Genomic DNA, 25,922 nt, shown 5'->3' with positions numbered 1-25,922 from the left:
ATGAATACACAACCTCTGCGCGTCGGTATCGGCGGCCCGGTAGGTTCCGGCAAGACCGCCCTGACCCTGGCCCTGTGCCTGGCGCTACGTGAACGCTACAACCTGGCAGTGGTCACCAACGACATCTACACCCGCGAAGACGCCGACTTCCTGGTACGCAACGAGGCCCTGGCGCCGGAGCGGATCATCGGTGTGGAAACCGGCGGCTGCCCGCACACGGCGATTCGCGAAGACGCGTCGATCAACCTGGAGGCGGTGGACCAGTTGAACCGGCGCTTCCCGGGCCTGGACCTGATTCTGGTGGAATCAGGCGGCGACAACCTGTCGGCGACCTTCAGCCCGGAATTGTCGGACCTGACCCTCTATGTGATCGACGTCTCGGCCGGTGACAAGCTGCCGCGCAAGGGCGGGCCGGGCATCTGTAAATCCGACCTGCTGGTGATCAATAAAATCGACCTGGCACCGCTGGTGGGTGCATCTCTGGAAATGATGGACAGCGACACCCGGCGGATGCGCAACGGCAAGCCCTTCGTGTTCAGCAACCAGAAGACCGGCCAGGGCCTGGACGACATCATCGCCTTCATCGAGCGCCAGGGTCTGCTGACCGCCGCCTGATCTTTCCGACTGACCACAAGGAAGCTTATCCATGACCTTCAAACGCATCCTCGGCGCCCTCGCCCTGCTGCTGACCCCGGCCCTGGCCTTTGCCCATCCCGGCCATGGCGACAATGGCCTGGTTGCCGGGCTCGGCCACCCCATCGGTGGGCTCGACCATTTGCTGGCGATGCTGGCGGTCGGTTTGTGGGCCGCACAACAACAAGGTGCCGCGCGCTGGGCGCTGCCCTGTACCTTCATCGGTACGATGCTGTTCGGTGGCCTGCTGGGCTTTGAAGGCCTGGACCTGCCAGCGCTGGAAAGCGGGATCGCCGCCTCGGTACTCGCCCTGGGCCTGGCGGTGGCACTGGCGGTACGTCCGCCGTTGAGCCTGGCGGTCGGTGCGACGGCACTGTTTGCGCTGTTCCATGGCGTGGCCCACGGCTTGGAACTACCGGACATGTCGAGCCCATGGGCCTATGCGGCGGGCTTCGTCGCGGCGACAGCGGCGCTGCATGGCGCCGGGTTTGCCCTGGTACGGGTGTTGCCGCGAGCGGCGGCGCCGTTGGTCCGATTGGCCGGGGCGGCTTCGGCGGCGGCTGGGGTGTGGTTATTGGCCGGCTAATTTTTCCGACACCTTCAAAGGCGCCTTCGCGAGCAAGCCCGCTCACAGTTTGATCGATCCCTGTGGGAGCGGGCTTGCTCGCGAAGGCGGCCTGACAGCCGCCCCATCTCCCCAGGCCTGCCACTCTGCTACCATGTCGCGCAATCGCCCCCAGCCGTGACGACGTCCGCCAATGCCTCATGCTTCCCGCCCCGCTCCCCAGCCTGAATTGACCGCCCTGTTCGCAACGGTGCGTCAGCATTTTCACGACGTGATCGTGCCGATGTGGCAAGGCCCGGGCTGGAATGCCGAACTGGCGTTGCCCTATGAGTCCCTGGATGCCGAGCATGTGCCGCTGCCCCCCCAGCGCTACCGCGCCATGGCCTGTGCGCGCCAGTTGTATGTGTTCGCCAGCCTGATCGGCGAAGTGCCCCAGGCCGAGGAACGGGCCAGTGCACTGTTTCGCTCGCTGCAGCGTCATTTCCACGATGCCGAACACGGCGGCTGGTTCTACAGCATCGACCCGCAAGGCGCGCCGCTGGACACCGGCAAAGACCTCTACACCCACGCCTTTATCCTGTTCGCCTGCGCCCATTACTGGGGCAAGGTCCGCGAATCGCTGGTGGAATCGGTGCTCAACGCGAGCCTGGAGGTCATTGCCAAGCGTTTTGCCAGTGCAGACGGTCTCTACGAGGCCAGCCTCAAGCGCGATTGGTCAACGACCGGATCCGGCCCGTTGCAAAACCCCTTGATGCACCTGGCCGAAGCGTTCCTCGCCACCCTGTCGGTCCGCGAAGACGCCAACGTCCGCCAGGCGTTGCTGAGCCTGTGCGACGGGATGTCCAAGCAGTTCATCGAGCCGCAGCAACGCGTGATGATGGAGAAGCCGCTCAAGACTGTGGATAACTGGTTCGAACCGGGGCACCAGTTCGAATGGTATTACTTGCTGGCCTCATCGCCCCTGTTGCGCAACGGCAAGTTGCACACAGCCCTGGCGCACAGCTTCGGCCATACCGAACAACGCGGCGTCGACCCGGACTCCGGTGCTGTGTGTGCAATGCTGGCCTTGGGATCCCAGGCGGGCCCGCGCGATGCCACCCAACGCATCTGGGCCCAAGCGGAGTACTTGCGGGCACTCACCCTGCGCCCGGGCAGCCAGGCGTTGTTGCTGCGTCAATTACAAGCGCTGAAGCAGCATTTCCTGCATGCCAAGGGCTGGAACGAATGCCTGGACGCCGACGGCGCTGTCAGCCGCCGGGACATGCCGTCCACCACGCCGTATCACCTGCTGACTTGCTATCGCGGGCTGGCCGACTATCTAGGCTGATTGGCAAACCGCTATCGCGGGCAAGCCTTGCTCCCACAGGGATCAGGGCAGACCTGCTCCCCAGAGGTGAGTCAAACCTGTGGGAGCAAGGCTTGCCCGCGATGAACGATAACGCGGTCTTATGTTTTGTTGCGCTCAATGGCAAACCCGGCCCAGGTCTGGCTCACCGGCATCAGCTCCAGGCTGTTGATGTTGATGTGCGCTGGCGCATTGAGCACCCAGAAAATCGTATCGGCGATGTCCTGTGGCTGGATCGGCTCGGCGCCGGCGTAGGTCGCGTTGTAGCGCTCCTGGTCGCCACCGAAGCGCACCAGGGAAAACTCGCTCTCGCACAGGCCCGGCTCAATATTGCTCACCCGCACGCCCGTGCCTTGCAGGTCGCAACGCAGGTTCAGGGAGAACTGTTTGACGAACGCCTTGCTCGCGCCATACACGTGGCTGCCCGGGTACGGGTAGTTGCCGGCGATGGAGCCCAGGTTGACGATCCCGGCCCCACGGCCGTGGGCGATCAGGCGCGGCAACAGCAGGCGAGTGCTGTAGAGCAGCCCTTTCACATTGGTGTCGACCATGGTGTCCCAGTCATCGAGGTCGCACTTGGGTGCCGGGTCGACGCCCAGGGCCAGGCCGGCGTTGTTGATCAGCCCGCGCAATTTGGCGAAGGATGGCGGCAGGTTGGCGATGGCCTCTTCCATGGCCTTGCGATCACGCACATCCAATACCAGGCCATGGACTTCGGTCTGCTTCGACAGCTCGGCACACAGGGCATTAAGGCGTTCTTCACGACGACCGGTCAGCACCAGCTTCCAACCCGCCTCGGCAAAACGACGGGCACAGGCTTCACCAAAACCGGACGTTGCGCCGGTAATAAACAGGGTGTCAGACATCGTGTTCTCCTTGCTTGAACTTCAACAGCCATTGAATGGAAATCGGCCCACAGCATGCCCGCCCCGGCACGGTAGGGGCAAGGCTTGCGCACGGCTTTTGCCCCACGACTGCTCATAAAACAACCAATCTGCGCCAAGCCTTGTCAAACAAGGGCCGCAGCCGGTTGCCCGCACCTTATCCACAGGCACGTCCACAGTAATCGGGGGCAAGTGCAAAACCCGCAAGCCGCTGTGTGTAAGGCTTTGCGGGGTATTTGGAAAATTTTTTCGCTTGACCCTGCAAGTGGGGTTGTGCAGCGCAAGTTATCTGCTATAAGCCAACGTTAGATGGGCGATGGCTCCAAGCCAGTAACGACGGTGCTCAGCGCGGTCTTTCCAGAGTTTAATCACAGACTTATCCACAGGCTTGCCCAGCGACTTTCGAGCCCATTTCGGTGCTCATAAAAGTGTTGACAACAGCCACTCCCCCTTGACCAAAAACACCTGATCAAAAAACGATCACAGCCCTGAAAGCCACGTATTCAAAGGCTTGCAGCCAGCTACTCCCACGTTACCCACAGCCAGTTCCACAGCAAACGGGGACAAGTCAAAACCGTGACAAAACAACTATTTGCGGCGACTTTATGTCGCGGTTTCGCAGGGGCTCAGGATTGTTGTCCACAATTGCAAAAACGCATAAAAAACCTGTGGGAGCGAGCTTGCTCGCGATGGCTGTCTGTCAGTGCCATGGAGAGTGGCTGACACGCCGCTATCGCGAGCAGGCTCGCTCCCATAGGGGATTTGTGGTGTGTCCAGAAGATAAAAAAACCGGCGATCACTCGCCGGTTTTTTTTCATTGCAACAGCCGCCTCAATGTCCGCCCAGGTAGGCGTTGCGCACTTCCTCGTTGGCGAGCAGCTCCTTGCCTGTGCCAGTCAGGCGGATTTCGCCGTTGACCATCACATAGGCCCGGTCCGACAGCCTGAGGGCGTGGTTGGCGTTCTGTTCCACCAGGAAGATGGTCATCCCGGTGGACGCCAGCTCACGCAGGGTGGCGAAGATCTGCTTCACCACGATCGGCGCCAGCCCCAGGCTCGGCTCATCGAGCAGCAACAACTTTGGCCGGCTCATCAAAGCCCGGGCGATGGCGAGCATTTGCTGCTCGCCGCCGGACATGGTCATGGCCCGCTGGTTGCGGCGCTCCTTGAGCCGTGGAAACAGCTCGAACATGCGCTGCATGTCTTCACTGGCGTGCTTGTCACCGATGGGAATGGTGCCCATCAGCAGGTTTTCCTCGACGGTCATGTCCGGGAATACCCGCCGTCCTTCCGGTGACTGCGCGATGCCGTGGGAAGCAATGTAGTGCGACGACTTGTGGGTGATGTCCACGCCCTGGTAAATGATCTGCCCGCCCGCCGCACGCGGCTGGCCGAAAATCGACATCAGCAGCGTGGACTTGCCGGCACCGTTGGAGCCGATCAGGCTCACGGTTTCACCTTCACCAACGTGCATCGAGACTTTTTTCAGGGCCTGGATCGGCCCGTAGAACACGTCCAGCTCCTTGAGTTCGAGGATAGGTCCACTCATACCAGTTCCTCTTCATCGGCACCCAGGTAAGCCGCGATCACCTTCGGATCGTTGCGAATCGCCTCGGGACCGCCCTCGGCGATCACGTTGCCGTGGTCCAGCACCACGATGTGGTCGGAAATGCTCATTACCATGCCCATGTCGTGTTCGATCAGCACCACGGTCAGATCGTGCTCGTCGCGCAGCAGCCGGATCATCGCGCTCAGCGCTTCGGTTTCCTGAGGGTTGAGGCCGGCGGCCGGTTCGTCGAGGCAGATGATCTGCGGACGCGTGCACATGGCCCGGGCGATTTCCAGGCGCCGCTGCTGACCATAGGAAAGCTCACCGGCGAGACGGTTGGCACAATCGACCAGGTCCACCACTTCCAGCCAATAGAAGGCGTGGTCCAGGGCGTCGCTTTCAGCCTTGCGGTAGCCCTTGGTGTTGAGGATGCCCGCCACCAGACTGCGATTGACCCACATGTGCTGCGCCACCAGCAGGTTTTCCAGCACCGACATTTCCTTGAACAGGCGAATGTTCTGGAAGGTACGCGCAAGGCCAGCGCGGTTCACCAGGTGGGTGCCGCCGAACATCTTGTAGTACAGCCGGCTGGCGAAGGATTTCGGCGACACGAAGTCCGTCGGGCGAAACGCCTCGCCCAACAACTTGATGACGTTGGTTTGCTCGCCACGCACGTTGAGCTCGATCTTGCCGCCCGAGGCCTTGTAGAAACCGGTCAGGCAGTTGAACACCGTGGTCTTGCCGGCGCCGTTGGGGCCGATCAGAGCGAAGATCGAGTTGCGTTTGACTTGCAGGCTGACGTCGCTGAGGGCCTTGATCCCACCGAACTGCATCATCAGGTTTTCGACCTGGAGTACGACTTCACTCATGGCGCTACTCCTTTACGCGGCGTCACACCCGTGCGACTGATACGGATCAGGCCGCGTGGGCGCCAGATCATCATCAACACCATCAGCACGCCGAACAGCAGCACCCGATATTCCGAGAAACTGCGCAGCAACTCCGGCGCCACGGTGAGCACGAACGCGGCGATCACCACGCCAACCGTCGAACCCATGCCACCCAGCACCACGATGGCCAGGATCAGCGCCGACTCGAAGAACGTGAACGAAGACGGGTTGACGAAACCCTGGTAACTGGCAAAGAACACCCCGGCCAGGCCCGCCGTGGACGCGCCGATGGTGAAGGCCGAGAGTTTGACCAACACATGGTTCAGGCCCATGGAACGGCAGGCGATTTCGTCTTCGCGCAAGGCTTCCCAGGCACGTCCGACCGGCATACGGGTCAGGCGATGCTTGACATAGAGCACCAGCAGCACGGTGATGAACAGGACGATGTAGATGAACAGGAATTTGACGTTGGGGTTGTAGGCCATGCCGAAGAACTCGTGGAACGGCACACCGCCCTCCTTCGCTCGCCGACCGAACTCCAGGCCGAAGAAGGTCGGTGACGGCACCGGCATGCCATTCGGTCCGCCGGTGAACGATAGCCAGTTGTTGAGTACCAGGCGAATGATCTCGCCAAAGCCCAGGGTCACGATGGCCAAGTAGTCACCGTGCATTCGCAACACCGGGAATCCTAATATGCACCCGGCCATCGCCGCCGCAATCGCCGCCAGCGGCAACACCGTCCAGAACCCCAGCCCCAGGTATTGGTAGCCCAGCGCCAGGCCATAGGCACCGATGGCGTAGAACGCCACGTAACCCAGGTCCAGCAGCCCCGCCAGGCCGACCACGATGTTCAGGCCCAGGCCCAACAGCACGTAGATCAGGCCGAGGATGACCACCGTAAGCACGTATTTGTTGGCAAAAAACGGGAACACGATCGCAATCACGATCAGCGCCGGGATGATCCAGCGCAGGCGCGACTTGTAGTCCGGGGGCAGCACATGCACGCCGGAACTGGTGCTTTCGAAACCCTGGAGAATATTCAGACCCTTGGGGGTTTGCAGAAACAGGCTCAAGGCAAAGCGCCCAACCATCACGATCGCCACCAGCCAGCCCACACGGGCCGGTTGCAGGTTGAAGCTGTAGCCGTCGAGCACCACGCCGACAATGGGCCCGAACACGATCAGCGAGATCAGGCCGGCCAGGATCGCGTCGATGACGCTCTGTTTGATATCAAGCGGTTTATTGGCAGCAGACATACTTATACCTTCGCCACGAGTGGGCGACCCAGCAGGCCTTGGGGACGGAAAATCAGAATCAGCACCAGCAGCGAGAAACTGAACACGTCTTTGTAGTCAGAGTTGATCAGACCGGCGAACAGCGACTCGGAAATGCCGAGGATGATCCCGCCGAGCATCGCCCCAGGCAAGGAGCCGATACCGCCGAGTACCGCCGCGGTGAACGCCTTGATGCCGATGATGAAGCCGGCATAGAAGTCGAACGTGCCGTAGTTCATGGTGATCAGCACACCGGCCAGGGCCGCCATGGCCGCGCCGATGATGAACACGTAGGAAATGACCCGGTCAGTGTTGATCCCCAGGATCGACGCCATCTTGCGGTCTTGCTGGGTCGCGCGGCACATGCGTCCGAGCTTGGTGTACTTGATGATGTAGGTCAGCAAGGCCATCCCGGCGAATGCGGCGATCAGGATGAAAATCTTGGTGTAGGTGAGCTGGACGAAACCGCTGCCGATGTCGACGCGCATGGCGCCTTCGAGCAGAGTCGGAACACCCTGTTGGCGGGCGCCCTGGCTGATCTGTGCGTAGTTCTGCAGAATCAGCGAGATGCCGATGGCACTGATCAGCGGTGCCAGGCGGGTGGAGTTTCGCAGGGGTTTGTAGGCAACGCGTTCGATGACCCAGCCGTAGACCCCGGTGACCACCACCGTGAACACGAGCGTGCCGAGGATCATAAGCGGAAAGGATTCAATACCGAAGTAAGCCAGCAGAGCCAGACTGATTGCCGCCAGGTAAGCGGAAATCATGTAAACCTCACCGTGGGCGAAGTTGATCATGCCGATGATGCCGTAGACCATTGTGTAGCCGATGGCGATCAGACCATAGACCGACCCGAGGGTCAGGCCATTGATCAGTTGCTGCAGGAAAATACCATCCATAACGCAATCTCACGCAGTGAGAACCTGCACACCCTGGGGTGTGCGGTTCTTCTAAGGAAAATACAGATTTACGTCGGAGCGATGTCAGCCGCGACCGGCGCGCGCCCCTTGGAAACCGGGGCTTGCCCGGCTCTGAAGAAGGCGTGGACGCTCGCTTCGGCCCTTACTTCTGTTTTTCCAGCTGGTGATACTTGCCGTCCTTGTCCCATTGGTAAACCACGTAGTCGGAGACCTTCAGGTCGCCCTTGGAATCCCACTCCTTCTTGCCCATCACGGTCTGGACCGGATTGGCCTTGAGCCATTCAGCCGCGGCTTCGCCGTCATTTTTCTTGGCGCCGTTGAAACCGGCAGCCAGGGCCTGAACCGAGGCGTAGGCATACAGGGTATAGCCTTCCGGTTCGGTGCCCTTGGCACGGAACGCGTCCACCACGGCCTTGCTGTCTGGCAGCAGGCGCGGGTCGGCGCCGAAGGTCATGTATACGCCGTCGACGAATTGCGGGCCGCCGGCGGTGGTGACCAGTTCGTTGGTGACGATGCCGTCATCGGACATGAATTTCACGTCCTTGAGGCCTTGTTCACGCAACTGGCGAACCAGTGGGCCGGCTTCCGGGTGCAGACCGCCGAAGTAGACCACGTCGGCACCACCGGCCGCACGGATCTTGGTGACAACGGCGCTGAAGTCTTTCTCACCACGGGTCAGGCCTTCGTACAGCACCGGTTCCACGCCACGCTTGGCCAACTGCGCCTTGGTAGCATCCGCCAGGCCCTGGCCGTAGGTGTCCTTGTCGTGCAGGACGACGACTTTCTTGCCCTTGAGCACGTCAACGATGTAGTCGCCCGCGACGATGCCCTGCTGGTCGTCACGACCGCACATACGGAACATCGCGCTCAGGCCACGCTCGGTGACCTGCGGGTTGGTGGAACCTGGGGTGATGGAGATGATGCCGGCATCGCCGTAGACCTCGGACGCCGGGATGGTGGAGGAGGAGCAGAAGTGACCGACCACCGCCAGAACCTTGTCCTGGTCGACAAATCGGTTGGCCACGGCCACGGCCTGCTTAGGTTCACAGGCGTCATCGCCCTTGACCAGCAGGATATCCTCACCGTTGACGCCACCCGCCGCGTTAATGGCATCGGCTGCCGCCTGAGCACCCTTCATGTACTGCTCGCCAAATGCAGCGTTGGCGCCGGTCATCGGCCCCGCCACACCAAATTTCACTTCAGCTTGAGCAAACGCAGAAACACCCAGCGCAGCTGCCACTGCGAGGGCCAGGAAACCTTTCTTGTAAAACGTCTGGGACATGAGGTGGTGCTCCAAGGTTTTTTTTAGTTGGCACTGCGACTTCATTTCACTGATAAAGCTCAGAGCAAGGGCCGTGCCATCGGTTTTTTATTCTGAAAAAAGTCGCTGCTTTATTGTTATTTCGACTGTTTCGAGCCCTTTTTCATAGGGCGTGCAACCGTCTAAACCGCACTAGGTGCAACCTTTTATTTAAATGGGTGAAACCCTCCGTGAGCCATCATTGCAACCATCGCACGAAACGGCGTGCAACCACTGTGTAACAACCCACGTCACCGAACTGCACACTGTCGGTGCGCGATTGCTACAACCCGCACCATAACAGGCTAGACGCTACGTCGGAAAACGTGGATTCCAGCAACATTTTTCAACACTCAAATGACGATCCGCAGGCACTGGCCCGCGTGATACAGCGAAAAACCCGCCTCATACAAGCCACTGCGCAACCCCACCCCGGCCAATGGCCGCATGGGTGCGAACGGGATCGGCAGGGCCTGGGCATCGCCGTGGCAGAGGTAGTCGGCGAACGCCTTGCCGACCACCGTACCGGTGGTCACACCCCGGCCGTTGTAACCGGTAACGGTCACCAGCCCAGGAGCGGGCTCGAACAGGCGCATCAGGTGATCGGGGGTGAAGGCAATACAACCGGTCCAGGTGCACTCCCACTCCACCGGCTTGAGATAAGGAAAATAGTGCTGCTGGACCCGATCGGCCCAAGCCTTGAGGAACCAGGTCGGCTTGCGGTTGCCGTTGCCCAGGCTGCCCAGCAGCAAACGGCCGTCCTTGTCCCGTCGGATGCTGCTCAACACCTGGCGGGTATCCCACGAACCCTGTCCGCCCGGCAGAATGCGTCGGGCGGCCACGTCGGTCAGCGGGACCGAGGCGACCTGATAGTAATAACCGGGGAAGAAATTGCGCCGCAGTTCGGTCCAGTCGCCCTCGGTGTAGGCATTGGAAGCAATTACCACCTGCTCGGCCAGCACCGAACCCTGGGCAGTCTGCACCGACCAGCGCGGGCCTTGACGCTCCAGGCCTGTCACCGGTGAGTGATCGAACAACTGGCCGCCAAGGTCCCTGGCTGCCTTGGCCAACCCACTGGTATAGGCCATCGGGTTGAGCGTGCCGGCGCGACGGTCGAGCAATGCCGCGGCGATTTTCGACGTGCCGGTGGCATCGACACAGGCCTGGCCGGTGAGCAGTTCCACCGGGGCACCACGGCGTTTCCATTGTTCTTCGCGACTGCGCAGGTCTGCCTCGCCCCGGGCGTTATGGGCCATGTGCAGGGTGCCTTCGCGGCGCAGTTGACAATCAATGCTGTATTTATCGATGAGGCTGAACACCAGGGCCGGCGCGGCCCCCAGCATGCGGTTGAGCTGGCTGCCCACCGCCTCGCCGAACCCGGCCTCGATGTCATCCGGCGGGATCCAGAGGCCGGCGTTGACCAACCCGACGTTACGCCCCGATCCGCCATGTCCGGCCCGATGAGCCTCCAGCACAACCACGCGCTTGCCCTGTTCGAGTAAATGCACCGCCGCCGACAGCCCGGTAAAACCGGCGCCGATCACGCAGACGTCGGCCGTAACTTCGCCGGTGAGCGCGCTGTTTTCGGGCCTTTGCGGCGTCAGTTTTTCCCACAGACATTCTTCGCGTAACGGCATTGCCAGACTCCAACAGAAACCCAACAAACACAAAATCCAATGTGGGAGCGAGCCTGCTCGCGAAGCGGTTTATCTGCCAACATCCATATTGTCTGATCCGACGCTTTCGCGAGCAGGCTCGCTCCCACAGAAGCACTCTTCGTTGACTCGACCTCAGTCGAAGGTAATCCCCTGCGCCAACGGCAACTCCAGCGAGTAGTTCACGGTGTTGGTCTGGCGGCGCATATAGCCACGCCAGGCGTCGGAGCCGGATTCGCGACCGCCGCCGGTTTCTTTTTCGCCACCGAATGCGCCGCCGATCTCGGCACCGCTCGGGCCAATGTTGACGTTGGCGATGCCGCAGTCGCTGCCCACGGCCGACATGAACTGCTCGGCTTCACGTACGTCGGTGGTGAAGATGCAGGACGACAGGCCCTGGGGCACGGAATTGTTCAGGCACAAGGCCTCGGCAAAGTCCTTGTAGCCGACCACGTACAGGATCGGTGCGAAGGTTTCGTGGCGCACCACATCACTCTGCTCGGGCATCTCGACGATGGCTGGCGAGACGTAATAGGCATCCGGGAATTGCTCTTCAAGCTGGCGCTTGCCGCCAAATACGCGCCCGCCCTCGCTCAAGGCCTGCTCCAGCGCATCCTGCATGTTGTCGAAGCTGTGCTGGTCGATCAGCGGCCCGACCAGGTTGCCTTCCAACGGATGGCCGATACGCACTTTCGAATAGGCAGCCTTGAGGCGGGTGACGATTTCTTCCTTCACCGATTCATGGGCGATCAGCCGGCGCAGGGTGGTGCAACGCTGGCCGGCGGTGCCGACGGCGCTGAACAGGATGGCGCGCACGGCCATGTCCAAGTCGGCGCTCGGCGCCAGGATCATGGCGTTGTTGCCGCCCAGTTCCAGAATACTGCGGGCGAAACGCGCGGCGACCTTCGGTGCCACTTCACGGCCCATGCGGGTGCTACCGGTGGCGCTGATCAAGGCCACACGCGGGTCATCCACCAGCGCTTCACCAGCATCACGGCCGCCGATGATCACCTGGCTCAGGTACGGGGGTGCGTCGCTGAAATTTTTCAGCACGCGCTCGAACAACGCCTGGCACGCCAGGGCGGTGAGCGGGGTCTTTTCCGACGGTTTCCAGATCACCGCGTTGCCGCACACCAGGGCCAGCGTGGTGTTCCAGGCCCAGACCGCCACCGGGAAGTTGAAGGCACTGATCACCCCGACCACGCCCAGCGGATGCCAGGATTCACGCATGTGGTGGCCCGGACGCTCGGAGGCGATGGTCAGGCCGTACAGCTGGCGGGACAGGCCGACGGCGAAGTCGCAGATGTCGATCATCTCTTGCACTTCACCCAGGCCTTCCTGGGTGATCTTGCCGGCTTCCCACGACACCAACTCGCCGAGGTCGGCCTTGTACACACGCAACAGGTCGCCGAATTGACGCACCAGCTCGCCACGACGCGGGGCTGGCACCTGGCGCCACAGGTCGAAGGCGTGTTCGGCACGGCTGACCTGCTGCTCGACTTCAGCCGCGCCTTCCCAGTTCACGGCGCCGATACGACTGCCATCAATGGGTGAATGCACCGGTTGTGTGCCGTTCTGGTACAGGGTCGAGTCGACGCCCAGGCGATCAAGCAATGCAGCAACCATGGAAAATTTCCTCACACAAAAGACAAAGGATTGGCAGCCGGACGAATACGGCTGATCAGACCTGTAGTTGTAGCTGGCCCGAGACTTGCCAACAAACGACCTTTAAGCGAGATATCATTCCGTTTATTCATGCTGGCCATGACCGGATAAGCAGAGCCACAAGAAATAAGGCCTCATCATGATCAATAAACGCTATTTGCCGTCGATCACGGCGCTGCAATGCTTCGAAGCGGTGACCCGCCACCTGAGCTTCACCCGTGCCGCCGAAGAGCTGAATCTGACCCAAAGCGCCGTCAGCAAACAAGTCGCGCAATTGGAAGAGTTGCTGCAGCACCTGCTGTTCCGGCGCGTGCGCCGACGCTTGCAGCTGACGCCCGCCGGTGATTTGTACCTGGGGGAAGTGCGAAAAATCCTCACGCAGGTGGAGATGTCTACCCATTACCTGCGCTCCTACGGCGGCGACACCGAAGTCCTGCGCGTTTCCACGCCTCCGACCTTTGGCGCACGCTGGCTGGTTCCACGCTTGAAGGGTTGGCGATTGCGACATCCGACCATTCACCTGGACCTGTGCAGCGAGCAGGAGGCCGACGACTTGCTGCAAGGGCGCAGCGACCTGGCGTTCTATTTCGGCCACGGTTCGCGACCCGGCACCGAATCCCTGAAGCTGTTTGGCGAAGAACTGGTACCGGTCTGCGCGCCCGGCAGCCTCCCTGAACAGGTCTTCACCGACCCGACCCAACTGGCCGGGCTGGTGCTGCTGCAAAACGCCTCGCGCCCCCAAGCCTGGCACGACTGGTTCGACAACCAGGGCTATCACACCGAACACAGCTACCACGGGCCGCGTTTCGAAACTTTCTACATGTGCATCCGGGCCGCCCAGGTCGGCTGCGGCGTCGCCCTGCTGCCGCGATTTCTGGTGGAAGAAGAACTGGCCGACGGCAAACTGGTCATCCCCTGGCCGCACGCGATGCCCAGCACCAACGCCTATTACCTGGCCTATCCGGAACATTCGGCGGAAGTGCCCAAGGTGCGACTTTTTGTGGAGTGGATGCTGGAGCAGATCGACAGCCCGGATAGACCGGCATAACCCCCCGCGAACTTGCTCCCACAGAATCTGGCTCTCACAGCGGGGATAAATCCCCTTCCCACAAATAACGCTCATCACAACAGAGGACGCTGCGACCAAAAAACACTGGCAATACCCACCACGGTTATGCGCCACTAGCCCTTTGACTACAACCCGCCGAACCTCGCTACCCACGGCTGCGGCCTGTCTGGAGACCCCTATGAGCGAGAGCGTATTTGCCGATCGTATCGTGCAGAACCTGCTCGACACCGACTTCTACAAACTGACGATGATGCAGGCGGTGTTGCACAACTACCCCAACGTCGAAGTCGAATGGGAGTTTCGCTGCCGCAACAGCGAAGACCTGCGCCCGTACCTGGCGGAGATCCGCTTTCAGATCGAGCGTCTGGCCGAGTTGAGCCTGAGCGCCGACCAGTTGGGTTTCCTGGAGCGCATCAGTTTTCTGAAGCCGGACTTCCTGCGCTTCCTGGGGCTGTTTCGCTTCAACCTGCGCTACGTGCACACCGGTATCGAAAACGGCGAGTTGTTCATCCGCCTGCGCGGGCCGTGGCTGCACGTCATTCTGTTCGAAGTGCCGCTGCTGGCCATCGTCAGCGAGGTGCGCAATCGTTATCGCTATCGTGAAATCGTCCTGGAACAGGCGCGGGAGCAGCTTTACCGCAAGTTCGACTGGCTGAGCGCCAACGCCAGCGCCGAAGAACTGTCCGAACTGCAAGTCGCGGACTTCGGCACCCGCCGGCGTTTTTCCTTCCGCGTCCAGGAAGAAGTGGTCAATGTGCTCAAGCACGATTTCCCCGGGCGCTTCGTCGGCACCAGTAACGTGCACCTGTCCCGGGAGCTGGACATGAAGCCCCTGGGCACCATGGCCCATGAGTGGATCATGGCCCACCAGCAATTGGGTCCACGACTGATCGACAGCCAGATCGCCGCCCTCGATTGCTGGGTACGCGAGTACCGAGGCTTGCTGGGGATCGCCCTGACCGACTGCATCACCATGGACGCCTTCCTCAAGGATTTCGATCTGTTCTTCGCCAAGCTGTTCGACGGTTTGCGCCATGACTCGGGCGACCCGGTGATCTGGGCCGAACAAGCCATTGCCCACTATCACAAGCTCGGCATCGACCCGATGAGCAAGACCCTGGTGTTCTCCGATAGCCTGACGTTGCCCAAATGCCTGGAGATTTTTCGGGCATTGCATGGTCGCATTAATGTCAGCTTCGGTATTGGCACCCACCTGACGTGTGACATTCCGGGTGTAGAGCCGATGAGCATCGTGCTTAAAATGATCAGCTGTGATGGGCAACCCGTGGCCAAGATTTCAGACGAGCCCGGCAAGACCCACTGCAAAGACCCGAATTTCGTCGCCTATATGCGACATGTTTTCCAAGTACCTGCCGCCCTTTCAGACACATCAAGCAAGGAGTGAATTCATGCAAGCCGTACAGCGTGAGATTGCTGAACAGCTCAAGGTCCAGCCACCGTTCGCCGATGACGCCGCTCTCAAGGCCGAAATCGCCCGGCGGGTGGGCTTTATCCAGGATTGCCTGGTCAACTCCGGGCTCAAGTCCCTCGTGCTGGGCATCAGCGGTGGCGTTGACTCGTTGACCGCCGGGCTGCTGGCCCAACGTGCCATGCGCGAACTGCGGGAGAACACCGGTAACGCCGCCTACAAGTTCATCGCCGTGCGCCTGCCGTACGAAACCCAGTTCGACGAACATGAAGCGCAAGCCTGCGTGGACTTCATCGACCCGGACGAGCGCCATACCGTCAACATCGGTCCAGCGGTCAAGGCCCTGGCCGATCAAGTCGCGGCGTTCGAAGGCAAGGCAGCGGTCTCGCGGGATTTCGTGCTGGGCAATACCAAGGCGCGGATGCGCATGGTGGCGCAATACACCATCGCGGGCACCGAGCACGGCCTGGTGATTGGCACCGATCATGCCGCCGAAGCGGTCATGGGTTTTTTCACCAAGTTCGGTGATGGCGCTTGTGACTTGGCCCCGCTCAGCGGCCTGGTGAAAAACCAGGTCAGGGCCATTGCCCGAGACTTCGGCGCGCCGGAGTCGCTGGTGGAAAAAGTCCCCACCGCCGACCTTGAGGACCTGTCCCCAGGCAAGCCGGACGAAGCCTCCCACGGCGTGACCTATGCCGAGATCGATGCGTTTCTGCATGGGCAACCGGTTCGTGAAGAGGCGGCCAGGATCATTTGTGACACCTATCGTAAGACTGAGCATAAGCGGGTGATGCCTTACGCCCCGTAACCACCGCGACGGTGTGACAATCCCTGTGGGAGCGAGCCTGCTCGCGAAGGCGTCGCATCAGCGACATCATTGCTGACTGACACACCGCTTTCGCGAGCAGGCTCGCTCCCACAGGGGAAATCTGCCAGGCATGAAAAAGCGCCCTGAATGAGGGCGCTTTTTTTATGCCTCGGCGATTACTTCAGGGTAACAGTGCCTTTCATCATCGAGATATGTCCCGGGAACGAGCAGAAGAAACCGTACGCCTCACCGGCAGCCAGTTTCGACACATCAAAGGTCACCGAGTCCTTCTCTCCGGCACCAATGATCTTGGTGTGGGCAATGATGCGAGCATCACCGTCCTTGAGGTAGTTCTTGTCGATACCGGCAGCAAGGCCATCGGTGGCAATCGGCTGCATGTCAGCCTCCTTGCTCAGTACCCAGTTATGACCCATGACGTTTTTCGGCAAGCTGCCCGAGTGCTTCAGCTCGACTGTGAAGGTCTTGCAGCTCTTGTCGATTTCGATGGCCTTGGTGTTGAAGGACATCTGGTCGGTCGAGTCGACGGTGATCTTGCACTCCGCTGCCATCAGTTGGCTACTAGCCAGCGTCAACAGAGATACTGCTACAAGTTTGGCGAACATCATGAATCTCCAAGGCATGGTTAAAAAATTCGGTCAAAGGAAAAGACTGCCTGATTTTCCGGCAAGTTCCTATGACCTGAGTCAAAGATTGTATACAACTTCAGGCTATCAACCTGATGGACAGAATCAACCAGCCGAAAGTATGAGGCGCCCCTATCATCAGCCCCATCACCTACTGGAGCGATCGTCATGAACCTCAACAGCCTGCTGTGCAGTTTGCTCGCCGCCTACGCCTGTGGCGCCAGCGGCACCTACGAAAAGCCCCAGCGCGAGGTATAAATCCTTTGCGCAACACGGGCCAGGCTTTACTCTGGCGCGGTGACTGACCACGGAGTAAAGCATGTCCATCGCTTCTGTTTGTGTATTTTGCGGCGCCAGCACTGGCACCAATCCCGCGTATCGTGAAGCGGCGCAGGCCCTCGGGCGAGCATTGGCGGAACGAAAACTGACCCTGGTCTACGGCGGCGGTGCCGTCGGCCTGATGGGGATCGTCGCCGACGCAGCCCTGGCAGCCGGCGGCGAGGTCATCGGCATCATCCCGCAAAGCCTCAAGGACAAGGAAATCGGCCACAGCGGCCTGACCCGCCTGGAAGTGGTGGACGGCATGCACGCCCGCAAGGCGCGCATGGCCGAACTCAGCGATGCCTTCATCGCCCTGCCCGGTGGCCTCGGCACGCTGGAGGAGTTATTCGAAGTCTGGACCTGGGGCCAACTCGGCTACCACGGCAAACCGCTGGGGCTGCTGGAAGTGAACGGTTTCTACAGCAAGCTCACCGCTTTTCTCGATCATATCGTCGGCGAAGGCTTCGTCCGCGCGCCCCATCGTGACATGCTGCAAGTGAGCGAATCCGCGCAGAACCTGCTCGATGCCTTGGACGAATGGCAACCGTCCGTGCAGCCAAAGTGGGCCGAACAAAAACCCAGCTAACGGCTCGGCCCCGATACAGGGCAGAATATGCGCCGCTCAACCTCACCTTCGACCCCAGAGGATCGCCCATGGCCAAACCCAATTATTCCTTCGCCAAACGTCAGAGAGACTTGGCCAAGGAGCAGAAGAAAGAGGAAAAGCTGCAGCGCAAGAAAGCCACAGCTGAAGAAGCGGCACTGAACCCGGATGACGAAGGCGAAGTGGCGGCAGAAGATGATGGTGGTGATGCACCGAAAGACCAGGCACCCGACGCCTGACATCCCCAGGGCCCGATGATCCGATCCGGCCCTACTGTCTCGGGCTGGCGGTCTCGCTGCCGGCCCTCACAGTCCCAGCGCCTTGATGATCGACAGGCGATAACCCGCAGGCAGGTTCACCGGCAATTGGTCCGGCGCGAACAGCCCGATCTCCTTGTGCTCATGACTGATGGTCGGCACGAAACCGCCCAGCAACTGGCAACGGTACGTGGAGATGAAGACGTGCTTGCCGGCAATGACCTCGAACAAGTACGAATCCAGCGGCTCCCCCACGCTCACCTCCACTGCCAGTTCCTCGGCGATTTCCCGCGCCAGGCATTGTGGCGCCGTTTCACCCAGCTCGATCCGTCCGCCAGGCAACTCCCATTCGTCCCGCTCGTTGAGCATCAGTACAACCAGGCCTTGGGGGGATTGCAGCACGCCTTTGATGGATACCGGGAACATAATGGGTCTCGCTGTGTAGGAGCTGTCGAGTGCAACGAGGCTGCGATCTTTCCCCTGCCAATTGAGTCTGGAGCGAAGGATCAAAAGATCAAAAGATCGCAGCCTTCGGCAGCTCCTACGTATTAATTCATGCTTCCAACGGCATCACCGTCACCCGCACTTCGGGATCATGGGCACCGCCCCCCAGGATTACCCCGCGCAACGGCGACACATCGGAAAAATCCCGGCCCCAGGCCAGGGTGATGTGTTCCAGGGCCGGCTGTACGTTATTGGTCGGGTCGAAGTCCACCCAACCCAATACCGGGCAATACACCGAGACCCAGGCATGGGACGCATCGGCGCCAATCAGCCGGGGTTGGCCAGGTGGCGGTTGGGTCAGCAGGTAGCCGCTGACGTAACGCGCCGCCAGCCCGCGAGAACGCACGCAGGCCAGCATCAAGTGAGCGAAGTCCTGGCACACCCCCCGCCGCCGCTCCAGCACCTCCACCAGCGGCGTGGCCACCTGGGTCGCCTCGGCATCGAAGGTGAACTCCTCGAAGATTTTCTCCATCAATGCCTGAACGCCAATCATCAGCGGTCGCCCTGGCGCAAAGCAGCTTTCGGAGAATTCGACGAAGCTGCGCTTGAGGTGCACGTAGGGCGACTCGAAACGGTAACGGCACGCCTCCAGCAGTGGTGCCGCAAGCGGTCGGCTGCTATAGGTCAGCGCGCGACAGGTCGACTCCCAGGCCGGGGACAGGTTGAAGTCCAGCGCGGGGCGGGCCAGTACCTCGACGCTCAAGCGGGCATTGACCAGCAGCTCGTCGTGGGGGCGTTCGAAGGCCAGGCGGGTCAGCGGGTTGCCGAACACATCCTGCTCGTCACGGCGGGTCGTCGGTTCCGGGCTGATCAGCAATTGCTGTTCGGTGCAACGCTGCCAATCACAGGCCCGTGGCCACAAGTGGGCAAGTTGCTGGGCCAGGGATACCGGGCTGTCGTAGTGGTAATGGGTGTCGTGGAGAATCTGGTAACGGGCGTTCATCAGACGGACACCGTGCGTTGGCTGACGTCATCGACGTGGGCGAAATGGCGCAAGGCCAGGCGATCTGATACCTGGCCACCGACATCGGCCACTTCCTGCAACAGGTCGGCCAGCCCATCGAGTGCTGCGCGCAGGCTGGCTTCACCAAACAGGGGATTCTCCAGGCAACGCAAATCAAAGCGAGAAAGACGCGTCACCAATTCTGGCAAGGCCGTTTCCTTCGGTGCGCCAAAATCGTCGTTCAGGCGTTTGAGTGTGCGGGCCACCAGCTTTAACTGGAAAAGCACCGCGTGGGGGTTCTGCTCGTCCAGCAACAACAGGTCCAGCACCGGGACCAGTTGCGCCACCGCCAGGTAGCGCGAACGATAGGTGATGCTGCTGTTGCCCAATTCCAGCAGCCACTCCAACCCAGCCTGGTCGAACACTGCATCGCTGCGCAAAAACGCCGCCAGGCTGCTGCTGAGGAACTGCAAGCGTTCCAGGCGCCGGCCAATCATCAAGAAGCGCCAGCCCTCGTCACGGGTCATGTCGTCCAGAGCAAAGCCGGACAATGCCGCCAGGGACATCACCAGCCGATTGAGGAAATCCAGCAACTCACCGAAATCCGGTTCCTCGGTTTCCAGCTCCATCGCTTCGCGCTGCAACTCCACCAGGGCCTGCCAGTTCTCCCGGGACAACTTGCCGCGAACCTGCGAGGCCGCCCACTGCAAGCGCTGCAGGTTGGAGCGCAGGCTGAACGACCAGTCGTCCCCCAACAACGCCGCCAGCAAACGCTCGTGCAACTCGCCCTCTTCAGGCAACAGCATCAGGCTTTCGCCCAGGGACACCGCCGATTGCAAAGCCTGCGGGTCGTCGCCATCGACATAACGCCCGAGCATGATCCGCAGCAGCCGTGCGCTGTCGTCGCAGCGTTCGCAGTAACGGCCGAACCAGAACAGGTTTTCCACCACCCGCGAAGGCAGGTACGGATCACGTCGAACCAGATCATGGACCCCAACGGTTCGCTGGGCCGTCCATTGCTCACCACCGGGTGCCTGCTCACTCAGCACCCAGGTGTCCTTGCTGGCGCCGCCACGCTGCATCGACACCACTTCAGCGTCGGCCTCGGCGGCCACGCGAGTCAGGCCACCTGGCAGCACCCGATAATCGTCTTTCCCGGACACGGCGTACATGCGCATGCCAATTGCCCGGGGCTGGATGCGCCCATCTTCGGCCTGCCAGACCGGCGCTTGGGACAGTTGCGCCAGTTCCTGGGCGACATAGGCGTAGGGCCGTGCCTGAATGCGCGCGGCCAGTTGGGCGCGCTGCGCCTCGCTCAGGTCGCGACCGAACACCGGGCTGAAACTCTGGGAAGGAAACGCCGGCTTGATCAACAAGTGCGGCAATTTTTCCAAGGCCTGGGCCAGCACCGGCGGCTCGCCGCACCACCAGGTGGCGATGGACGGCAGCAGCAGTTCTTCGCCAAACAGGTACTGATTGATCTTTGGCAGGAACCCCAGCAGGCCCGGCGACTCCAGCACGCCACTGCCCAGGGCATTGGCCACCAGCACCCGGCCCTGGCGCACCGCTTCCAGCAACCCCGGCACGCCGAGGGCCGAATCGGTGCGCAGCTCCAGGGGATCGCAGAAATCGTCGTCGAGCCGGCGCATGATGGCGTGAACCCGGCGCAGGCCGCTGAGGGTCTTGAGGTAGACCGTGGCATCGCGAACGGTCAGGTCGCCGCCTTCCACCAGCGGATAGCCCAGTTGGCGCGCCAGGTAAAGGTGTTCGAAATAGCTTTCGTTGAACCGCCCCGGCGTCAACAGCACCACCAGCGGCGAGTCGCCATCGCAGGGCGCCTGGCGCGCCAGGGTTTCTTGCAAGGTGCGGAAAAAACCGGACAGGTGGCGCACCTTGAGGTCGCGGTACAGGTCTGGGAACGCGCGGGAAACGATCATGCGATTTTCCAGCGCATAACCAGCCCCTGAAGGCGCCTGGGTCCGATCCGCCGTGACCCACCAACGGCCATCGGGCGTGCGCGCCAGATCCACCGCGTACAAGTGCAGGAAGCTGCCGTCCGGCGGCGCGATGCCTTGGCAAGGCCAGAGGAAATTGTTGTGCCCGAACACCAGCTCTGCCGGCAACAGCCCTTCGCTGATCAGCCGCTGCGGCCCGTACAGGTCGGCCAGTACGGCATTGAGCAGTCGCGCACGCTGGGCGATCCCGGCCGACAGGTGTTTCCATTCCTGCGGGTCGATCACATGGGGCAGCAGGTCCAGCTCCCACGGCCGGTCGGCGCCCTTCGGATCGGCGTAGACGTTATAGGTGACACCGTTTTCCTGGATCTGCCGGGCCAGCAGGGCCTGACGCTGGAGCAACTGGGCCGGCGTGCTGCGCTGCAACTGGTCGAACAGCCGCCGCCAGTGCGTACGCACCGCACCGCTGTCGTCCAGCAATTCGTGATAGGTGCCCGTCGTCAGCGGGTAACGGTCAAGCAGGTCAGGCATGGAAAGCTCGGCAGACGGCAATGAAAGGTGAGACTAGCGCAAGCGCATGACGCCCGGATAGTTGAAAGATGGTGAGCAGACGCTGGGTTGTGCCCTGTAGGAGCTGCCGAAGGCTGCGATCTTTTGATCTTGATTTTTCGCTCCAGACTCAATTGGCAGGGGAAAGATCGCAGCCTCGTTGCACTCGACAGCTCCTACACAGCCTCTACACAGCTCCTCCATTTAGGCCCCTTGAAGACGTCGCAGATCAAGGGTGAGTGGAAACTCGTCATCTACGACGAGGCAGGGAATCGGCAGCTTCCCCGGTGTATGTCCGAGACGGAAGAAACGCGCCATGCGCCGGCTCTCGGCCTCGTTGGCATTCACCGGCAGGCTGTCGTAGTTGCGCCCGCCCGGATGGGCCACGTGATACTGGCAACCGCCCACGGAGCGTTGCATCCAGGTATCGAGCAAGTCGAAGACCAGCGGCGCATGCACCGGGATGGTCGGTTGCAGGCAGTTGGCCGGTTGCCAGGCGCGGAAACGCACCCCGGCAACGAACTCGCCGACCCGACCGGTGGGTTGCAAGGGTACCGGCACGCCATTGCAGGTCAGCAGGTAGCGTTGCGGCGCCAGGCCGCTGAGCTTGACCTGCAAACGCTCCAGGGAGGAATCCACATAACGCACGGTGCCGCCGACCGCACCCTCCTCCCCCAGCACATGCCAAGGCTCGAGGGCCTGGCGCAATTGCAGCTCGATACCACTGACCGCGTAATCGCCGACCTTGGGAAAACGGAACTCCAGGTGCGCGGCGAACCACTCGGCCCGCAGCGGGTAGCCGGCGGCGTTCAGCTCATGGATGACGTCGGCAAAATCCTGCTCGATAAAGTGCGGCAACAGGAAGCGGTCATGCAGCTCAGTGCCCCAACGCGCCAGTTTCGCCGGCGCATAAGGCTCGCGCCAGAACCGCGCCACCAGCGCCCGCAGCAATAATTGCTGGGCCAGGCTCATGCGGGCGTGGGGCGGCATCTCGAACGCACGCAACTCCAACAGGCCGAGACGCCCCGTGGCACCATCCGGCGAATAGAGCTTGTCGACGCAGAATTCGGCGCGGTGGGTATTGCCGGTCACGTCGATCAACAGGTTGCGCAGCAGGCGATCGACCAACCACGGCGGGCACTCCTCGCCGGGCTGTGGCATCTGCGAGAACGCGATTTCCAGTTCATACAACGCGTCATTGCGCGCCTCGTCCACGCGCGGCGCCTGGGAGGTCGGGCCGATGAACAATCCGGAAAACAGGTAGGACAAAGACGGGTGGTTATGCCAGTAACTGATCAGGCTGCGCAGCAGGTCGGGACGCCGCAGGAACGGTGAGTCAGCCGGTGTCGCGCCACCCAGTACGAAATGGTTACCGCCGCCGGTGCCGGTGTGCCGGCCATCGATCATGAATTTCTCGGTGGTCAGCCGGGTCTGACGCGCTTCTTCGTAAAGAAACTCGGTGCGCTCGACCAACTCATCCCAAGTCGCCGAGGGTTGCACGTTGACCTCGATCACACCCGGGTCGGGGGTGATGCGGAAATTGCCCAGGCGCGGGTCGCTCGGCGGTTCGTAGCCTTCCAACAGCACCGGGCAGTGCAACTCCTCAGCCGTCGCCTCGATGGCACTGACCAGCTCCAAGTAATCCTCGACCCGCTCCAGCGGCGGCATGAACAGATAGAGCCGGCCTTCGCGGGCCTCGGCACAGAAAGCGGTGCGGGTCAGCCAGTCGGCGGACTTGTCGATCTCCGGGACACGCTCCTGTTCGGTCGCCGACTCGCCGTGACGCGCCAGTTGCTCGGTACCGGGCAACTCGGGCAAGTCCTGGGTCGGGTCGGTGGGGTGAATGAACGGGTACTCGGCTGCCGTCACCCACGGCTGAGACGCCAGTGGCAAGCGATAGCCCAGGGGCGAATCCCCCGGTACCAGGCGGCAGTGACTGTCACGCAGGTACCAGCGACCGCTTTGCCATTGATCGCCCTTGGCGGTGCGGGCCAGCGGCAGGACCTGGCCGATGACCTTGTCCAGGCCCTGGCTGAAGACCTTGCGCAGCCGCGCGCGCTCCAGAGCGTCTTCCAGGCGTGGGTCCTGGGCCGTGACATTCGAAGGCAATGCGCCTTCGCGCCAGAGGTAATAGAAGTTGTCTTCGTAGGCCGGAAACACGAACCGCGCAGGAATTTTCAAACGCTCGGCGACGCTCGCCAGGAAGCGCCCGGCCAGTTCGCCATCGGCGCCGTAGTCCTCCTGCTCATCGGCGATCAACGCGCTGTTGTGCCAGATCGGCACCCCGTCGCGGCGCCAATAGCAGTTGAGCGACCAGCGCGGCAATTGCTCGCCGGGGTACCACTTGCCCTGGCCGAAATGCACAAGCCCCTTGGGCGCATAGTGCTTGCGCATGCGCTGGAACAACTCGGCGGAGAGCCAGCGTTTGTCAGGCCCCAGCGCGGCGGTGTTCCATTCAGCGCCGTCCGGGTCATCGATCGAGACGAAGGTCGGCTCGCCGCCCATGGTCAGGCGCACGTCGCCCTCCAACAGGTCGGCATCGATCTGCCGCCCCAGGGCCTGGATCTCCAGCCATTGCGCGTCGGTGTAAGGCTTGGTCACCCGCGGCGCTTCCCAGACCCGCTCGACGGACATTTCATGGCTGAACTCACATTCGCAAGGTTCCACCAAGCCACTGATCGGTGCCGCCGAGGACGGATCGGGACTACAGGCCAGCGGGATGTGGCCTTCACCGGCGAACAACCCGGACGTCGCATCCAGGCCGATCCAGCCGGCACCGGGCAGGTACACCTCGCACCAGGCATGCAAGTCGGTGAAATCGACGTCGGTGCCGGACGGGCCATCGAGGCTCTTCACGTCGGCGGTCAACTGGATCAAGTAACCGGAGACAAACCGAGCCGCCAGGCCAAGGTTGCGCAACAACTGCACCAACAACCAGGCCGAGTCACGGCACGAGCCGGAGGCGTGCTCAAGGGTATGCTCCGGGGTCTGCACACCGGGCTCCATGCGAATCAGGTAGTTGATGTCTTCGCTCAGGCGCTGGTTGAGCGCCACCAAGAAATCCACCGCCGGCAATGGCGTGCGGTCGATGCCGTCCAGATACGCCTGGAACCTCGGCGTCAGCGGCAGGGTTTCCAGGTAAGGCGCCAGCTCCTTGCGCTCGTCGGCCGCGTAGGCGAACGGAATCTTTTCGGCGTAGGGCTCGAGGAAGAAGTCGAACGGATTGAACACCGCCATTTCCGCCAGCAGATCGACTTCGATCCGCAGCTCCCGGGTTTTCTCGGGAAACACCAACCGCGCCAGGTAATTGCCCTGGGGGTCCTGCTGCCAATTGATGAAATGCTGCTCGGGCGAAACCTTCAGCGCATAGGAAAGAATCCGCGTGCGGCTGTGGGCCGCCGGGCGCAGGCGAACGATCTGCGGGCCGAGTTCGACGGCGCGGTCGTAGCGGTAATGCGTGACGTGATGCAATGCGACATGGATCGACACGACGTGCCTCCTGCGAGCCTGGGCGTTATCGAAAGCGGCGCAAGACTTATGCCATGCAGGCAGGCCGGACACTTTCTTCGTCTACTCAAGGCAGTAGAGCACTAAAAACGCGCGATGCCCGTATTCATCTGTAAAGGAATGCACATAAATGCAGCGCGGCTGGCGCAAGTCGACTCAGCGACGCCGGCGTGAGGCCTTGGCGGCCTGGATGATAAGCTCGCGTTGGCGGCGAATCTCGACGAGTTTGCCGCGCATTTCCCGATGGCGTTTGCTGTTGAGCAGCAAGAGCCCCAGCAGTGGCAACAGCACCGCGAAAAGGTACACGCCCTGATGCGGCCCATAAGCGAATGTCGGCAGCATCGCCGCCAGACAGGCGAGGAAATAACCCGCCACCCACCAGACCGCCCAGGCGCGCCCGCGTGCGATCATGAGATTGCCCAGGACCAGGACACTCACCAGAGCCAAGGTGCCGAGTCCAACATAGTTGCCCCTGACGGAAGGCTCCAAGGCTCGCCAATAAGTGCTTGCGGACAAAACGAGCAGCGCAGACCCGGAAAAGCAGCCCAGAAAGATCGTGCCCATGAACACCGGAAAATAATGGGCGAGGAACCGCTTCATTGATCCGCCGCCAATCATTCGGTGAACTCCTCATACAGCCCGACGGCAACAGT

The 25,922-nt window shown here is 61.5% G+C and carries 22 protein-coding genes; 8 read left to right on the top strand and 14 right to left on the bottom strand.

Features of this window, described 5'->3' with window-relative positions; translation table 11 throughout:
- The 3 genes from ureG (at window position 1) to AACY42_RS08025 (ending at window position 2,525) form a co-directional block, all read left to right on the top strand.
- Complete coding sequence (ureG, locus tag AACY42_RS08035; protein ID WP_053155587.1) at window positions 1-615, top strand: urease accessory protein UreG; 615 nt, start codon at window positions 1-3, stop codon at window positions 613-615.
- 31 nt (window positions 616-646) lie between these two features.
- Window positions 647-1,219 carry a HupE/UreJ family protein gene (locus AACY42_RS08030; RefSeq protein WP_339478414.1) on the top strand — a complete coding sequence of 191 codons (573 nt, stop codon included), beginning with the start codon at window positions 647-649 and terminating at the stop codon, window positions 1,217-1,219.
- Between the two features lie 172 nt (window positions 1,220-1,391).
- The gene (locus AACY42_RS08025) at window positions 1,392-2,525 is read left to right on the top strand and encodes an AGE family epimerase/isomerase (protein ID WP_339478412.1); all 1,134 of its coding nucleotides are present in this window, start codon (window positions 1,392-1,394) and stop codon (window positions 2,523-2,525) included.
- A 119-nt stretch (window positions 2,526-2,644) separates the two neighbouring features.
- Here the strand turns inward: AACY42_RS08025 and AACY42_RS08020 are convergent, their stop codons facing one another.
- The 8 genes from AACY42_RS08020 to amaB form a co-directional block, all read right to left on the bottom strand.
- The gene (locus AACY42_RS08020) at window positions 2,645-3,409 is read right to left on the bottom strand and encodes an SDR family oxidoreductase (RefSeq protein WP_046064353.1); all 765 of its coding nucleotides are present in this window, start codon (window positions 3,407-3,409) and stop codon (window positions 2,645-2,647) included.
- An 849-nt stretch (window positions 3,410-4,258) separates the two neighbouring features.
- Entirely contained in the window at window positions 4,259-4,975 is a 717-nt protein-coding gene (locus AACY42_RS08015; RefSeq protein WP_339478411.1) for an ABC transporter ATP-binding protein, read from the bottom strand.
- Window positions 4,972-5,844, bottom strand: a complete 873-nt coding sequence (locus AACY42_RS08010) for an ABC transporter ATP-binding protein (protein ID WP_339478409.1) — start codon at window positions 5,842-5,844, stop codon at window positions 4,972-4,974. Before AACY42_RS08010 ends, AACY42_RS08015 begins: the two co-directional genes overlap by 4 nt.
- Complete coding sequence (gene livM / locus AACY42_RS08005; protein ID WP_339478407.1) at window positions 5,841-7,121, bottom strand: high-affinity branched-chain amino acid ABC transporter permease LivM; 1,281 nt, start codon at window positions 7,119-7,121, stop codon at window positions 5,841-5,843. Before livM ends, AACY42_RS08010 begins: the two co-directional genes overlap by 4 nt.
- Before the next feature lie 2 nt (window positions 7,122-7,123).
- On the bottom strand, window positions 7,124-8,038 hold the full coding sequence (locus AACY42_RS08000; protein ID WP_014336328.1) for an ABC transporter permease subunit: 915 nt from the start codon (window positions 8,036-8,038) through the stop codon (window positions 7,124-7,126).
- Window positions 8,039-8,201: 163 nt separating this feature from the next.
- A complete protein-coding gene (locus AACY42_RS07995) occupies window positions 8,202-9,341 on the bottom strand; it encodes a branched-chain amino acid ABC transporter substrate-binding protein (RefSeq protein ID WP_339478404.1) in 1,140 nt (379 codons plus the stop codon).
- Between the two features lie 371 nt (window positions 9,342-9,712).
- Window positions 9,713-10,996, bottom strand: a complete 1,284-nt coding sequence (gene amaA, locus AACY42_RS07990) for an L-pipecolate oxidase (protein ID WP_339478402.1) — start codon at window positions 10,994-10,996, stop codon at window positions 9,713-9,715.
- 153 nt (window positions 10,997-11,149) lie between these two features.
- The gene (amaB, locus tag AACY42_RS07985; RefSeq protein WP_339478401.1) at window positions 11,150-12,640 is read right to left on the bottom strand and encodes an L-piperidine-6-carboxylate dehydrogenase; all 1,491 of its coding nucleotides are present in this window, start codon (window positions 12,638-12,640) and stop codon (window positions 11,150-11,152) included.
- A gap of 178 nt (window positions 12,641-12,818) precedes the next feature.
- Between amaB and AACY42_RS07980 the strand changes: the two genes are divergently transcribed.
- The 3 genes from AACY42_RS07980 (at window position 12,819) to nadE (ending at window position 15,985) form a co-directional block, all read left to right on the top strand.
- Window positions 12,819-13,727: a LysR family transcriptional regulator gene (locus AACY42_RS07980; protein ID WP_339478400.1), complete on the top strand. Its 909-nt coding sequence runs from the start codon at window positions 12,819-12,821 to the stop codon at window positions 13,725-13,727.
- 199 nt (window positions 13,728-13,926) lie between these two features.
- Window positions 13,927-15,153 carry a nicotinate phosphoribosyltransferase gene (gene pncB / locus AACY42_RS07975; RefSeq protein ID WP_339478398.1) on the top strand — a complete coding sequence of 409 codons (1,227 nt, stop codon included), beginning with the start codon at window positions 13,927-13,929 and terminating at the stop codon, window positions 15,151-15,153.
- Window positions 15,154-15,157: 4 nt separating this feature from the next.
- Window positions 15,158-15,985 (top strand): ammonia-dependent NAD(+) synthetase, encoded by an 828-nt coding sequence (gene nadE, locus AACY42_RS07970; protein ID WP_339478396.1) that lies wholly within the window; start codon window positions 15,158-15,160, stop codon window positions 15,983-15,985.
- 176 nt (window positions 15,986-16,161) lie between these two features.
- Here the strand turns inward: nadE and azu are convergent, their stop codons facing one another.
- Window positions 16,162-16,608, bottom strand: a complete 447-nt coding sequence (gene azu, locus AACY42_RS07965; RefSeq protein WP_339478394.1) for an azurin — start codon at window positions 16,606-16,608, stop codon at window positions 16,162-16,164.
- A 340-nt stretch (window positions 16,609-16,948) separates the two neighbouring features.
- Here azu and AACY42_RS07960 point away from each other — a divergent pair, with 340 nt between their 5' ends.
- Together AACY42_RS07960 and AACY42_RS07955 are read left to right on the top strand one after the other, a co-directional pair.
- Window positions 16,949-17,536: an LOG family protein gene (locus AACY42_RS07960; RefSeq protein ID WP_339478393.1), complete on the top strand. Its 588-nt coding sequence runs from the start codon at window positions 16,949-16,951 to the stop codon at window positions 17,534-17,536.
- 68 nt (window positions 17,537-17,604) lie between these two features.
- Window positions 17,605-17,793 carry a hypothetical protein gene (locus tag AACY42_RS07955; RefSeq protein WP_339478392.1) on the top strand — a complete coding sequence of 63 codons (189 nt, stop codon included), beginning with the start codon at window positions 17,605-17,607 and terminating at the stop codon, window positions 17,791-17,793.
- A gap of 66 nt (window positions 17,794-17,859) precedes the next feature.
- Here the strand turns inward: AACY42_RS07955 and AACY42_RS07950 are convergent, their stop codons facing one another.
- From AACY42_RS07950 to AACY42_RS07930, 5 genes are all read right to left on the bottom strand, one after another.
- Window positions 17,860-18,237: an NUDIX hydrolase gene (locus AACY42_RS07950; RefSeq protein ID WP_339478391.1), complete on the bottom strand. Its 378-nt coding sequence runs from the start codon at window positions 18,235-18,237 to the stop codon at window positions 17,860-17,862.
- Between the two features lie 127 nt (window positions 18,238-18,364).
- Window positions 18,365-19,258, bottom strand: coding sequence for a transglutaminase family protein (locus tag AACY42_RS07945; RefSeq protein WP_339478390.1), 894 nt, complete (start codon window positions 19,256-19,258; stop codon window positions 18,365-18,367).
- Window positions 19,258-21,744, bottom strand: coding sequence for a circularly permuted type 2 ATP-grasp protein (locus tag AACY42_RS07940; RefSeq protein ID WP_339478389.1), 2,487 nt, complete (start codon window positions 21,742-21,744; stop codon window positions 19,258-19,260). The genes AACY42_RS07945 and AACY42_RS07940 overlap by 1 nt, the downstream gene beginning before the upstream one ends.
- 222 nt (window positions 21,745-21,966) lie before the next feature.
- Window positions 21,967-25,251 (bottom strand): transglutaminase family protein, encoded by a 3,285-nt coding sequence (locus AACY42_RS07935; protein WP_339478388.1) that lies wholly within the window; start codon window positions 25,249-25,251, stop codon window positions 21,967-21,969.
- 174 nt (window positions 25,252-25,425) lie between these two features.
- Complete coding sequence (locus AACY42_RS07930; protein WP_339478387.1) at window positions 25,426-25,887, bottom strand: hypothetical protein; 462 nt, start codon at window positions 25,885-25,887, stop codon at window positions 25,426-25,428.
- Between the last annotated feature and the right edge of the window lie 35 nt (window positions 25,888-25,922).

The organism is Pseudomonas sp. RL_5y_Pfl2_73 (genome assembly GCF_963970515.1).
Classification (GTDB): domain Bacteria; phylum Pseudomonadota; class Gammaproteobacteria; order Pseudomonadales; family Pseudomonadaceae; genus Aquipseudomonas.
Note: the sequence above shows the minus strand (reverse complement) of the source record. Positions and strands in the feature narration are given on the sequence as shown.